This is a genomic window from Sphingobium sp. B7D2B (assembly GCF_025961895.1).
Lineage (GTDB): Bacteria > Pseudomonadota > Alphaproteobacteria > Sphingomonadales > Sphingomonadaceae > Sphingobium.
This window is the reverse complement of sequence record NZ_JAOQOM010000001.1, coordinates 3359278-3372798: the sequence shown is the minus strand read 5'-3', so window position 1 is coordinate 3372798 and position 13521 is coordinate 3359278. Positions and strand designations below refer to the sequence as shown.

Annotated in this window: 11 protein-coding genes; 5 read left to right on the top strand and 6 right to left on the bottom strand. The window is 61.6% G+C overall.

The genetic code is table 11. The features are described 5' to 3' along the window. Nucleotides 1-49: 49 nt before the first annotated feature. Complete coding sequence (locus tag M2341_RS15535; RefSeq protein WP_264585854.1) at nucleotides 50-925, bottom strand: amidohydrolase family protein; 876 nt, start codon at nucleotides 923-925, stop codon at nucleotides 50-52. Between the two features lie 100 nt (nucleotides 926-1025). Here M2341_RS15535 and M2341_RS15530 point away from each other — a divergent pair, with 100 nt between their 5' ends. Further along, nucleotides 1026-1970, top strand: coding sequence for a 2-hydroxyacid dehydrogenase (locus M2341_RS15530; protein ID WP_264585853.1), 945 nt, complete (start codon nucleotides 1026-1028; stop codon nucleotides 1968-1970). Nucleotides 1971-1982: 12 nt separating this feature from the next. Further along, on the top strand, nucleotides 1983-2690 hold the full coding sequence (locus tag M2341_RS15525) for a glutathione S-transferase N-terminal domain-containing protein (RefSeq protein WP_264585852.1): 708 nt from the start codon (nucleotides 1983-1985) through the stop codon (nucleotides 2688-2690). A 27-nt stretch (nucleotides 2691-2717) separates the two neighbouring features. Here M2341_RS15525 and M2341_RS15520 read toward each other — a convergent pair whose 3' ends face one another. After that, a complete protein-coding gene (locus tag M2341_RS15520; RefSeq protein WP_264571871.1) occupies nucleotides 2718-3749 on the bottom strand; it encodes an alpha/beta hydrolase in 1032 nt (343 codons plus the stop codon). A 296-nt stretch (nucleotides 3750-4045) separates the two neighbouring features. On the opposite strand from M2341_RS15520, the gene M2341_RS15515 reads away from it, so the two are divergent. Beyond that, on the top strand, nucleotides 4046-4897 hold the full coding sequence (locus M2341_RS15515; RefSeq protein WP_264585851.1) for a TauD/TfdA dioxygenase family protein: 852 nt from the start codon (nucleotides 4046-4048) through the stop codon (nucleotides 4895-4897). After that, nucleotides 4897-5283, top strand: a complete 387-nt coding sequence (locus M2341_RS15510; RefSeq protein WP_264580007.1) for a VOC family protein — start codon at nucleotides 4897-4899, stop codon at nucleotides 5281-5283. Before M2341_RS15515 ends, M2341_RS15510 begins: the two co-directional genes overlap by 1 nt. A 20-nt stretch (nucleotides 5284-5303) precedes the next feature. On the opposite strand, the gene M2341_RS15505 is transcribed toward M2341_RS15510, so the two are convergent. From M2341_RS15505 to M2341_RS15495, 3 genes are all read right to left on the bottom strand, one after another. Further along, on the bottom strand, nucleotides 5304-6071 hold the full coding sequence (locus M2341_RS15505; protein ID WP_264585850.1) for an IclR family transcriptional regulator C-terminal domain-containing protein: 768 nt from the start codon (nucleotides 6069-6071) through the stop codon (nucleotides 5304-5306). A gap of 241 nt (nucleotides 6072-6312) precedes the next feature. Continuing rightward, nucleotides 6313-8847 (bottom strand): TonB-dependent receptor, encoded by a 2535-nt coding sequence (locus M2341_RS15500; RefSeq protein ID WP_264573772.1) that lies wholly within the window; start codon nucleotides 8845-8847, stop codon nucleotides 6313-6315. A gap of 315 nt (nucleotides 8848-9162) precedes the next feature. Further along, on the bottom strand, nucleotides 9163-10203 hold the full coding sequence (locus tag M2341_RS15495) for an alpha/beta hydrolase (RefSeq protein ID WP_264585849.1): 1041 nt from the start codon (nucleotides 10201-10203) through the stop codon (nucleotides 9163-9165). Nucleotides 10204-10650: 447 nt separating this feature from the next. Here M2341_RS15495 and M2341_RS15490 point away from each other — a divergent pair, with 447 nt between their 5' ends. Beyond that, the gene (locus tag M2341_RS15490; protein WP_264585848.1) at nucleotides 10651-11085 is read left to right on the top strand and encodes a BLUF domain-containing protein; all 435 of its coding nucleotides are present in this window, start codon (nucleotides 10651-10653) and stop codon (nucleotides 11083-11085) included. 230 nt (nucleotides 11086-11315) lie between these two features. Here the strand turns inward: M2341_RS15490 and paoC are convergent, their stop codons facing one another. Beyond that, on the bottom strand, nucleotides 11316-13517 hold the full coding sequence (gene paoC / locus M2341_RS15485) for an aldehyde oxidoreductase molybdenum-binding subunit PaoC (RefSeq protein WP_264585847.1): 2202 nt from the start codon (nucleotides 13515-13517) through the stop codon (nucleotides 11316-11318). Nucleotides 13518-13521: the final 4 nt, after the last annotated feature.

The window sequence follows — 13521 nt, the reverse complement described above, 5'->3', positions numbered from 1 at the left end:
GAATACCCATATAACTAGGTTTTAGTTCTAGGAGTCGGGATTGGCACGGTCAAGGCATTTTCATGCCGAGAAGGGCGGCAGGGTTGTCTGAAAGGCAGCGACGGAAAGCCTCTTCTCCCACCCAGGACCGGAGCTGATTGAGCAGGGCCGACGGGTCGGGCACCTGAGCGGTCCGTACAAAGGGCCAGTCCGATCCCCAGATCACCCGGTGGGGTGCCGCGTCTACAAGTGCGGATACGACCGGCTGCATGTCGCTATAGGCGCCCGGCAGTGCCGACCGCCGAAAATAGGTCAGCTTGACCCAGGCCATGCCGGTGGCGATGGCATCCAGTAGCCGGTCGAAGCGATAGGTGCCCGGACGGTCATCCGGGGAGAGACCGGCGAGGTGATCGAACACCAACGGCATATCGCTCCAAGCGTCGCCAAGCGCCAGATCAGCGCATTGCTCCAAACTTCCCCACACATGGGCGTGAAGCCCGAGAGCGCGCATGTCGCTGCGCAGATCCTCAAGTTGATCAAAGCCTTGCGTCCCCGGATAGGGGCCGCCGTCCGGCCCCGGCACGCCGACAAAACGAAGGGCGACGACGCCTGCGCTTCTTAATGCTGCCAGCCTATCTCGATCGATCGTCGCGCTGACAGAGCCGACTCCCAGCAGCCGGCCCTGGCCGTGGCGCAAAGCATCCAGCAGGGCGCTATGATCGTCGCCATAGAGGGAGGGCTGGATGAGAAGCGCATGATCGAACCCCAGCCGGTCGAGCGTCGCAAGATGCAGGTCGCGGTCGGCGGACGGAGGCTCGTAAGCGCCGCCTGGTGCGAGCGGAAAGTGCCGACGCGGCCCGAAAACATGGGTGTGGCAATCCCAGGCGCCGGCCGGCAGGATGTGCGGAGGACGACCGTCACCGGAGATTCCGGAGTTGCTGGTCATGCTTCTGCCTCCTGACGTGATTTCACCGTCGGGCGACGGCCGGGGCTAGCGCTATTGACCTAATTCTTTAGGTCATGCAAGTCAGCCAGAAGGAGCGAACGTGAACGACCTGCCCGAAATTGCCCTCATCGCCGAGCTGCCCGCAGATTTGCGAACCGCGCTCGAACGCGATTTTCGGTTGATCCCCGTCCCGCTCGAAGGCGCGAATTCGCAGCCCGTCACGGCAATTCCATCGACTGTGCGCGCTGTGGCCACGCGGGCGGTCCTTGGCATTCCCTCGGGCCTTCTGGAAGCGCTGCCGGATTTAGGATTGGTGCTCTCCCTCGGCGCTGGTCTGGACAATATCGACGTCGAGGCGCTGGCCGCACGCCAGATCGTCCTCGCGCACACCCCAGACCAGTTCACGGAGGATGTCGCCGATTTTGCACTCGGGCTCATCTACGCCGCCGAGCGCAACATCGTCGCGGCGGACCGGTTCATGCGCAGCGGACGTTGGGCGGAGAACCGCTTCATGAATGGCCGTCGCGTGAGCGACCGGCGGGTTGGCATTGTCGGGCTGGGTCGGATCGGACGGAGGCTCGCCGAGAAATGTGCCAGCCTGGGCATGTCTGTTGATTACCATGCGCGCGCGCCGGTCGCGGATTGCGCCTACACTTATCATTCCGACGTAACCGCGCTCGCTGCCGCGTGCGACATTCTGGTGCTGGCCTGCGCGGTGACGGATCAGACGCGGCGCATGGTCACCCGCGACGTCCTGAACGCGCTTGGCCCCCGAGGCATCGTCGTCAACATCGCGCGCGGCGCCGTGATCGATGAAGAGGCGTTGATTGAGGCCCTGGAAGGTCGCACGATCGCCGGCGCGGCGCTCGACGTGTTCGACAAGGAGCCGGACTTCGACCCGCGCCTGGCTCGCCTCGAGAATGTGATCCTGACGCCGCACGCCGCAAGCTTCACATTGGAAGCGCGGCAGGCGGTCATCGATCACCTGATGGACGCGGCAAGAACCTACTTTTCGAGCGTTGAAGCTTCCCATGCCCCAACATAGCGGAGAATTGCGATGCCCAGCCTGTCTGAGATGGAAATCACCCGGCGTTGGCCGGCCGAACACCCCGATCGGATTCAGCTCTACTCCGTCCCCACGCCTAATGGCGTGAAGGTCTCTATCATGCTTGAAGAGACGGGGCTGCCTTATGAGGCGCATCTCGTCGCCTTTTCGACGGACGAGCAAAAGAGCCCGGAGTTTCTCTCGATCAGCCCGAACGGGAAGATTCCGGCCATCGTCGATCCGTCTGGTCCCGGAGGAGCCCCGATCGCTCTGTTCGAGTCCGGTGCCATTCTGCTCTACCTTGCCGAGAAGACCGGGCAGTTCATGCCCACCGACGCATCCGGTCGCTGGGAAGCGCTGCAGTGGCTGATGTTCCAGGTCGGGGGCGTTGGTCCGACGGTCGGCCAGCTGGGTTTTTTCCACAAATTCGCGGGCAAGGACTGGGAGGACAAGCGACCCAGAGACCGCTATGCGGCGGAAACGGCTCGGCTGCTCAGCGTCATGAACACGCGGCTCAAAGATCGGGAGTGGTTTCTTGGCAAGGACTATTCGATCGTCGACATCTCGCTGCTCGGATGGATCCGTAATATTGTCGGCCTGTTCGACGCGGCAGAGCTGGTTGACTTCGGATCAATGCCCCACGTCGCGCGATGGCTCGAACAAGGACTGGCGCGGCCGGCAGTTCAGCGCGGGCTGACCATGCCGCCGCGCCCGTCCTAAGGCCGGCTTGCCCCACGGCAGCAGCTGTCAGCGCTCGTCCAGCCCGTGCCGGTGAAGGAAGGCCGAGAGGAGGTCGGCCACGGCCACATTATTGAGGTCCGCAAAGGGGAGGTGGGTGTTCCCCGAGAGGCCGGCGGCAGGCAAGGACAGGATTTCCGCCTTGCCGCCATGGGCGTTGACGATCGCCACAAAGGTCGTCGCTGCGCGATAGGCCGCACTCCAGTTCGTCGACTGCGCAATGTGGTCGCCGAACACGATCTGGATCGGGATGCGCGTGAGCCGCTTGAATTGCTCAGCGGACACCTTGACCGGGCCGAACGGTCCCTTTCCGGCCGGCGGGCCTTCCCCTTCAGGAAACACGAACCCGGGCGGCTCGTAAGCGACGATGCCTTTGACATTGTCACTCTCGAGCGCGGTCATGAAGGCTCTGAACCCGCCGCCGGAATTGGTGACAAGCACCGTCGGCCCAATTCGGTCGACCGCCTTCGCCGCTGCCGCGCTCTGCAATTGAGCGTTCGGTACAGTGTCGAACTCATCGTACCGCGCGCGCATTGCCTGATCCCAGGCTTGCGGGTCGTCCTTGGGGAACTGGATGCCCGGGAACCAGTTGGGGTAGGCTTCCCCCAGGCGCCAGGCCTTGAAATTCCCCTCATCTCGGCCGGGCACTGCCTTGTAGGTATAATCCTCGCAGCCCCAGTTCGCGCGGCCAACGCGCGGACCATCCCAGAGGTAGATCGGGAAACCGCGTCGCAGGAAGATGCTCTGGAAGCCTTCGCCGCCATCCCACCGGTTTTGCCACACGGCCACGCTGGAACTGTGCCACAGCAACAGCGCGGTCTTCCGCGCCCGCCGGGGGATCTGATATTCCACGAACCCATGATCGCACGACAGATGCCCCGACGCGGCATCGCCCAGCAGCGCACCACCGACCGAAAACGAACCTTGCCGCTCAAGGACGATGGGCGCAGCGAATGCGGGAGTTGCCGTGAACGGACTCGCGGCGACGCAGAAGCTGCCGATGCTCGCCAACGTTAGCAATCGGCGCAGTGATCTTCTCATGGTTTCGGTCTTCCCCGGAAAGGCAGATGAAGAATGTCAGGAGGCTCGCAGGGCGCGGAGGCAGTTTCCCACCGCCGGTCTTGCATCATCCATTGATCCGCAGATGCTACCGGAGAAATTTCCGCTTCTCAAGGCCGGAGGATGGCTTGCGCCGCAGACAAAGCCATGCAATTTATAAATCCGGAATATTTTCCGGCTTATTGCGGCGCGGGCGGGTTTCGGCAGCGTCCCAGCGGCGTCTTGAGCAGGCGTCCGCCCAGACAAGAGCGATGCATCGCGGGGTTCGGAGAGGAAATTTGGACGACATTTCAGTCACGCGGATCAACGGTCTCATCGGCGCCGAGATTGGCAATGTGGACATGTCCAAGGATCTTGATGACCGGACGATCGAGCAGATCACAAAAGCTCTCGCCGAGAATGGCGTCATCTTTTTCCGCGATCAGGATCTCAGCGCCGACCGGCAACGCGCATTTGCAGGCCGCTTTGCCTTGCCGGGCGCAAAGCGAGCGCCAGTGGCGGACGCGCAGATCACGATGATCGAGAAGGAAGAGCAGCAGCTCAAGAATGTGGGCGGAGGCTGGCATGCCGACCAGACATTCAACGAGGTTCCGTCCTGGGGCTCTATCCTCGCGGCGAAGGTGCTGCCGTCAGCCGGCGGCGACACGGTGTTTGCGAGCCTCGCTGCCGCTTATGATGATCTCTCCGAGGGCATGAAGACCCAGCTCGAAACGATGCGCGCAGAGCATAATAACGAGCGGGTCATCACGTCGATGTCCCTGCTGCCCCAATATGCAGGCGCCAAGGCGAAGATCGTGAAGGCGACCCATCCCGTGGTCATCCGGCATCCGATCACCGGCCGTAAATCCCTGTTCGTCAACCGCGGCTACACGACCCATTTCGAGGGCTGGACGCAGGAAGAGAGCGCGCCCTTGCTCCAATATCTGTTCCAGAAGTGCGAACGACCGGAATATCAGGTCCGTCTCAAGTGGCGCCCGGGAACGGTGGCGTTCTGGGATAATCTCCAGGTCCTGCACTATGCCGTCAATGATTATCACGGTGAGCGGCGGGTCATGCAGCGGGTCTCCGTTTCGGGCATTCGCCTCGATCGGGCGGGGTGCACAGCAGCGGCCTGCGTGTCCCAGCCATGATGTTCAATCACATCTTTGTCGGAACGAATGACCTGGAGAGAGCGCGGCAGTTTTACGATGCCGTGATGGGGGCACTGGGGCACGCCAATGCCGCCGCCCCGGACGCGCCCCTGCTTTCTTATCGTTGTGGTGAGCAGGGCTTCGCTGTCAGGGCGCCGCGCAATGGCGATCCGGCAACCTTCGCGAATGGCGGCACGATCGGCTTTCGGGCGCCAAGCCCGGAACATGTCGATGCGTTTCATCGTGCCGGGTTGGCCAATGGAGGGGTAGACGATGGCGCGCCTGGCACGCGGCCGGGCAGTTACGGCCAGCCATATATCGCCTATCTGCGCGACCCCGACGGCAACAAAGTCTGCGCGACGTGGAAGGCCTCCTGGAAGGACTAGTTGCGCCGGTGCGGCTGCCGTCAGAGCAGCGAAGACGCCGCCTGTTCGATCTCGATCGCAGCCTCCTGCAATGGGCCAAGCAGATCGGCCACCAGCCGATCCAGTGACGCACTGCTGACCGAGGCGGCTGCGACAATCGAAGCCGCCTGAACCCCGCCCAGCGACAGGGGAACGGCAATGGAGCGCTGGCCCAGGAAGATCTCCTGATCGTTCAGGGCGTAGCCTTTGCTCCGCGCCTCTTCCACATCGGCTTTCAGCGCTGCGGCACTCGAAAGGGTGTTGGGCGTAAAGGATTGGAAGTCCCAGCCCTTCAGGCGCTCTGCCAAGACGTCCGGCGCCAATCCGGCGAGCAGGACCTTGCCCGGCGCCGTCGCATAGGCCGGCAGTCGCGCGCCGACATGCACGTAAAAGGGCTCGATCGGCTTATGCGTGCCCCGCGCGATGTAGACCACATCCCGCTCGTCCAGCACAGTGATGCAGCACGTCGCATTCAGCCTGCGCGCAAGCTGGGTGAGAAGCGGTTTCGCGATGGTAGCAAAGGGCTGCGACGAGAGGTAGGAAAAGCCGAGTTTGAGAACCCGGGGGGTGAGGCAGAAACGCCCCTCGTCGGCAACGGCATAACCCAATTTCTCCAGAGTCCGCAGAATACGGCGGGTGGTCCCGGGGGTGAGCTTGAGCTCCCGCGCAATCTGACTCAAGGTCCAGTCAGGATTGTCGGATCCGAACAACTCCAGGACGGCTAGCCCTTTTTCCAGCGAGGGAATGAAGTCGTCATCCACCGCGCGCACGCCCTCCTGCTCCCCAGTCTGCGTTTTCGATTTGGCCATGTTCAATATTCCGACTTTTCGCGGGGAATGATGCTGCTCTGCTTTCCACGGCTGGCGGTCAGAATCAAGCTGACGCCCTTAGCCGATCCTGCATGGCGGGCAGAACCAGAAGCAGGCGGCCCAGAAGCGGACAGGGCCGCCGGCGCCAGCCGACAGCCCTGTGTCGCTTTGGGGTGAGCCGAATGCTCGGCTCAGCGCATTCTCAGAAGCTCTTCTCCACAGTCAGGTAGAACTGGCGCGGCGCCGCCGGCTGCGCATTGGTGTAGGCCGCGCCCAATGCCTGGGAGTCGAACACGTTATAATAATAGACCTTGTCGAAGAGGTTCGTGGCTCCCACGGCGATAGAGAAGTCATATTCGTCGTTGTCGTAGGTCAGGCGGGCATTGAAGACCGAACGCGCCGGCATAAGGTTATCAAAGGTGGTCGACGTGCCGGACACCACCTGGCTCGATTCATAGATCCAGTCCACCCGGGGCGTGATCGATCCGGCCAGTGACGGAAGCTCTGCCGTGTACTGCACGCCCGCGTTTGCCGTCCAGAACGGCGAATTCTGCCGCCGGTTGACTGCGCGCTCCCGAATGTCCGGCGCCGTCAGCTTGGTGTACCCCACCGAGCCATTGATGAGCAGGCCATCGACGGGATTGATGGTATACTCGGCTTCAAAGCCGCGGATTTTTGCGGCCTGATTGCGATAATAGGTCCGCCCGAGGCAGGTGATGCCGGTGCCTGCCGCCACAACCGCACCGCAGGTGGTCGACCCCGCAGGGCCTCCCGCGAGTGGGACGAGCGTGCGATTTCCGGGCACGGGCTGACCATTTGCGTCCAGCAGGGCCTCGGATCCTGAAATCGAAGTCGGGCGGTTCTTGAAGTCGGTATAGAAGGCCGCGAGATTCAGGCGCACCCGACGATCGAAGAGATCGAGCTTGGCGCCGATTTCGTAAGCGATGTCGTCATTGCCATCATATTGCGCGATCTGCGAGGGCTGTTGCGGGCGCGGATCGAAGCCGGGAAGCGAGTTGCCGGTCGCAGCGGACACATAGATGAGCGCGTTGGACGCCAGCTGATAATTGACGCCGGCCTTCCAGTCGAACCGCGTCTGCTGCGGAACGACGTAAAAGACCGTGTCGCTGGCGCTGGGTGAGGTGTCGAGGACGTTATAGAAGTCGACGACCTTCTTGTCGTCCGAATAGCGCAGGCCGCCCACGAAGCTGAGCGCTTCACCAAATGGCCGGATCGTGGCGTTGGCGAAGACCGCCTTGCTCGTCGGGTTGAACTCAGAATCGATCAGCCGCTGGAACGAGCTTTGGGGCGAGATGAAGGCGGCGTGCTGCGAGCCATCGGCCGTGAAGTAGAAGCCGCCCACGACCCAGTCGATGAACGATGACTTGCCGGACAGGCGCGCTTCGGCCGTCCAATATTCCTCCGAGAAGGTATTGGACCGCAACACCACATTGAGCGGCGAGCCATCATCGTCATAGGAATGGGTCTCGACCATCTCACGATGGGCGACCACCGCGAGGAAATTGATGTCGGGATTGATGTCCCAGCTCATCTTGGCTGAGACACCCCAGTTCTTGAGGTCGATGAACGGCGAAAAGCTGGCGCCGCCGCGCACGGCCACACCATTGATCCGCAGGCCGTTATAGAATGTGTTGCCCGGGATGACCGTGCCTGCGGCGATGGGATCGCTGAAGCTGGCGTAGGTGCTGTAGGGGTCGCCAGTCAGGAAGCGGGTGTCATAGGCCAGACCCAGGGTGTTGGCGGCAGACACGACCGTCCCGGATACCCGGTTGTTGATGATCCCGACGATGCTATCGGCGTTATTCTCGCTCGTATCGCGGATATAGTCGCCCGTCACCGTGAACCGCAGATCCTCGGACGGCTTCCAGAGCAAGGACCCCCGGTAGGCCTGCACATCTTCGCCGCCCTGATGGCCGACGACGCAATCCTTGGGCGTGAACCCGGCGGTCGGCATGTTGAGGGTCGAGGCATAAGGCAAGGAGCCCGATAGCGCAGGCGTGCCGCGCGCGCGCATCTCGCAGGTGAAATCGAGGATCTTCTGATAACCGGTCCGCTTCTTCGAGAGCGCGGAAACGGAGAGGGCGAGCTGCTCGTTCAACGGCAGATTCAGCGAGCCGCGGAAGTCCATGCGGTCATAGGATCCCGCCGTGATCTGAATACGCCCATAAACATCGCTGGTGGAGGGCTGCTTGCTGATGATGTTGACGGCGCCGGCAAGCGAATTCCGCCCAAACAGGGTGCCCTGCGGGCCCCGAAGCACCTCGATATGCTCGATATCCAGAAGATCGAAGTTCGACCCGAGCAGCGTCGGGAAATAGACGTCGTCGAGATAGAAAGCGACGACAGGCTCGCTGGCGAGGCTCGTATCCCGATTGCCGATCCCCCGGATCGTCGCGTCGATACCCGGCCCAAATGCACCCTGCGACTTCCGGAATTGCGTGTTGGGAACCACAGCGGTCAGTTCGCCGACGCTGGTGATGCCCTTCTGCTCGATCGCCTCGGCCGTGACCGCGGTGATGGCGATCGGCGTATCCTGCAAATTCGTCGACTGGCGCGTGGCGGTGACCACAATGTCCTCAAGGCCGCCTGCCCGGCTGTCCTGTGGCGTCGCTTGCGGGGCCGCCGATGCCGATCCAACCTGTGCGCTTGCCGGCCCTGCTAACAAAGCGAGAACCAGCGCTGCCGAGCTTATGGTTGCCAATTCCAGGTTTTTCATCTCAGTCTCCCTCGGGCGAATTCTAGCGAAATGGAGACCCTCTCGTCGCCTCTCGCGATGCTCGCCATATTTCCGGATATTTTTCCGGTTAGCGATCTAGCGCGCATTTTCGGCAGCTGCAATCCTAATAATCGGCGAACTCCAGAGGAATTTGGCGGAGGTGCGATGTATCTATTTTGTAAAAATGAGACAGGACTGTGATGAGTCGGGCGATAAAATATGTGATCAACTACAGATATGTCTTGTCTACATGTATGATCTCGCTGAGCGAGTTCATGTATATGTTTATCGATCTACGACAATTTTCAGATGTTTTCAGAAGACTGGGAGGACTTCTTTTTGCAGTCTTTCCGGAACTTTACTGCTGTGATCGCCCGGATAAATGTCCAGTTGATTGCTTATAGCATAGTTATCTAGGTTTTTATGGAGCTCGGTTGCTGCGGTGACGATCGTGTCCTGATCGCCGACGTCGATGCCAATGGCGCGATAGGTCCTGAGAGCAGCGACATACTGGTCGATGAAACTGAGCGGGGCATTGGCTGCGCGCTTGGCCATGATCGCCTCGCGCGACTCGCCCTGTTCCGTAATCGGCAGATCGACAAAGAGCGGCGGCTTCGCCGGATTGGGCGAGAAGGCCGCCGCTGTCGCAAGTGGCCCTGCATATTTGAACGGGAGGCCTCGGGCAGCCTGAGGGGATGCAAGATCGTTGATCTCCCTCACTTCTTTTGCGGTCAATCCCTGCGTTCCGAGAGCGCTCAGGCAACAGGGCGACATCATGTAGAGAACGCCAAACCGCCCTGGGCGCTTCATGCCAATGCGCGCGACGCCGTAGCCGCCCATGGAATGCCCCATCAAGCCACGCGCGGCCGCCTCTGGAATCGAGCGGAACTCCCGGTCGATATAGGCAGGCAATTCATCCGCTATGAATGTCTCGAAGTCGCCGGTGACAGTGGAGTTGCCATAGAAGGACCCGCCATACTCATTGCTCCCATCGGGGAACACGACAATGACCTCCGGCACTCCCGCAGCAAAGGCTGCAGCGATCCGCCTGGCCGCATCGAGTTTCTGCATCCAACTCGCCGCGTCGATGGAGAAGCCGTGCAGGGCGTAAACCACGGGGTATCGCCGCTTGGCTTCGCGGTCATAACTCGGGGGAAGAATGACAAAGACCTCGCGCTCGGCGGAGGTTCTGAGAAGATTGCCGGCAATGGCTTGCGAGTGCACCAACCGTCGCTCCACCCGAACCTGGGTGTTGGGGGCCTCTGCCCGGCTTGCGATCGGCAGAGCGGCGGGCGCGGCGCCGGCAGCCACCGAGGCAGTGACAAGGCCAAGACCACCCAACAATCGCATCTTCATATCTGTATCCTCTCTGATCGTCAGGCCAGGAGCGGTTGTCACGGCCAGCTCTCTGCATCTTGGGCTGGTACGACGCAGCGTTGCGGGATCACTTTAAACATATGTTTACATGTTTTATCGGTCAAGCAATGCTTGCCTTGACGCCCTTCGCGCGGTCACGTGGCCGGCCTGCGGCGCTGGTCAGAAGCTTGGCGAGTGTAATTCCTCTTGGTCAGGAGCTAAGGTCGCCTCATGCCCGAACTCGGCCCAGTCCCACATAGCCAACATGCGCGGTGAATGACCCTGATTTGGGCACCGCGGACTTCAATCAGCGTCAGCGTGCGACCCAGCGGAGCACGGATTTTCACCATTTAAATCGCCGCCGATCATGGGGTCTCCACTCGGCTCACCGCGCTGGAAGTATTTGATTAACATCGCATCCCTAGCCCGGTCGCTAAGGAGCCTGCCATGCATCGCTTTTTATATATCAGCACTGTCCGTCGAACGCTTTCGGATGCGGAGCTTGAGGACATTTTGGTTGCGTCCCGACGGAATAATCGGCTCGCTGATGTAACGGGCTTGCTCGTGGTCGGGAATCGGCGCTTCCTTCAGGTTCTCGAAGGCCCGGAAGATGCCGTCAATTCGACGTTCTCCCGCATTTCAAAGGATCAGCGTCACTATGCTGTGGTCCAACTGAATAACAAGGCAATCGCGGCACGGTCGTTCGCGCGTTGGGAGATGGGATTTCAGCGGGGTGGCGACGTCAACGAGGGCTCGACCCTTGAAGAGCAGGTGGCAAGCTTGCTTGAACCTGTCGCCGACGCAAATTTAAAAGCCTATTTCAGCGGTTTTGCTAAATCCCATAGTCAGCCGGCCGGAGAAACCACCAACATGCGTCATTAGCGGACCCAACCTCAGGAGCCACGCGCATGTTTCTTCGTAAGAACGCCGAATAGTCATCTCGGGCGACGATTGAGCCCCTTCGTCCAACATCAGAGGCAGCAGAGCAGGACCTCGATGAAAACAGGGGATAGCACGCCTCGTAACCATGACTTGGCCGCCGCGACATGTCTTCCTCGCGCCTTATCTCAGGCCGTCCCGCGCTACTTCACTAAAGCCTCATCCGCACCAGCCTAAACCGCCTTCGGTAAGCGCGAGAGATGCTTGTCCAAGGTCATCGGATAATCACGCAGCCGCACGCCGGTGGCATTGTAGATGGCGTTGGCGACCGCGGCTCCCACGCCGCAAATGCCCAGTTCTCCCACCCCCTTCGCCTTCATCGGCGTGGACCAGGGATCGGTGGTATCGAGGAAGATGACATCCTGATGCGGAATATCGGCATGGACCGGGACTTCGTAACCCGCGAGGTCATGATTGACGAAGAAGCCGAACCGCTTGTCGACGACGAGTTCTTCCATCAGGGCCGCGCCTGTGCCCATGGTCATGGCGCCGATCACCTGGCTTCGCGCTGACTTGGGGTTGAGGATGCGCCCGGCATCGCACACAGCGAGCATTCGCCTGATGCGGGTTTCGCCCGTGAAGGCGTCGACCCCGACCTCCACGAAATGACCAGCGAAGGTGGATTGCTGCGCCCGGTCGGCGAAGTCGTCGGCATAGTCGATGCCATCTTCGGCGACGAGCTCCCCATCGCGCGCGGCGTGGCGCAAGGGCACGGCGCGATCGCTCGAGCGGACTTCGCCATCGGCGAACGTCACATCCGCATTGTTCAGCCCCAAGCGCGCCGCCACTTGGTCGCGCATCTTGATGCACGCGGCATAGACGCCAGCCGTCGAGTTGGCAGCGCCCCATTGGCCGCCGGAGCCCGCCGCGGCGGGGAAATCAGAGTCGCCCAATTTCACGATGACGTCGCCCAGGTCCACGCCCATCATCTCGGCGGCGGTTTGGGCGATGATCGTGTAGGTGCCGGTGCCGATATCGGTCATATCGGTCTCGACGGTGACCTTGCCGTCGCCCGACAGCCGGACCCGTGCCGCGGATTTGGTCAGCTGATTGTTGCGAAGGCCGCCGGCCACGCCCATGCCGATCAGCCAGCGGCCCTCACGCACGGAGCCGGGGGTCGCCTTGCGCTTGTGCCATCCGAAGCGCTCCGCGCCGGTCCTGAGGCATTCGACGAAATGACGCGCTGAAAAGGGACGCTCGGGCTTCATCGGGTCGACCTGCGTATCGTTCAGGATGCGAAATTCCACCGGGTCCATTCCCAGCGTCTCGGCCATTTCATCCATGGCGATCTCCAGCGCCATCAGCCCCGGCGCTTCGCCAGGCGCGCGCATCGCATTGCCTTCCGGGAGATCGAGCTGCGCCAGTTTCATGGCGACTTCCCGGCTTTCCCCCGCGTAGAAAAGCTTGGTTTGCTGGACGGCGGTCTCCGGCTCGCCGTCCGGCAGGTTTCCCGAAATGCTCTCATGCGAGATCGCGAGAATGCGCCCATCCTTATTCGCGCCGATCCGGATATGCTGCAGCGTCGCGGGTCGATGGGTCGTGTTATTGATGATCATCGGCCGCGTGAGGGCCAGCTTCACCGGCCGCCCGACCGTTTTGGCCCCCAGCGCCGCAAGAACAACATCGGAGCGCAGAAACAATTTTCCGCCAAAGCCGCCCCCGACATAGGGGGAATCGAGCCGCACCTGCTCGGGCTTGAGCGATAGGGCCTTGGCAAGATCGCGCTTGCCCCAGGCAATCATCTGGTTCGACGTCCAGACGGTGAGCTTCTCGCCCTCCCACGCGGCGATGGTGGCGTGCGGCTCCATCATCGCATGGCTCTCGTCCGGCGTGCTGTAGCGCTGGTCGAGCTTGACCTCAGCCTTGGCGTAGCTGGCTGCGAAATCGCCGGCTTTGTTGGTCTCGTCCTCGTCCGGAACGGGCTCGGCCCGGGGCGCCTCACGCTCGAGATCGAATTTGCCATCTTCCCGGACATAATCGACCTGAATCAGCGATGCGGCCGCGCGGGCCTGCTCAAAGGTCTCGGCGACCACCAGCGCGATCGCCTGATGATAATGCTGGATCTTCGCTCCGCCGAACAGATTGGCGGTGTTCTGGTCGCCGAGCGGCAGTGGCTTATGGTCCAACGTGGTGATGATCGAGAGCACGCCAGGCGCGGCCTTAGCGTCGACCAGATCGAAAGACCGGATCGTCCCCTTGGCGATGGCCGCGCCGACGACGAAACCATAGGCCTGGTTCGCGGCGACATCATGCCGCTCATAGGCATAGGGTGCGCGCCCCGTTGTCTTGAGCGGCCCGTCGATGCGATCGCTGGACTTGCCGACGACCTTGAGCTGATCGATCGGGTTCTGGGTGGCGGGGGCATCGAACTTCACGGCA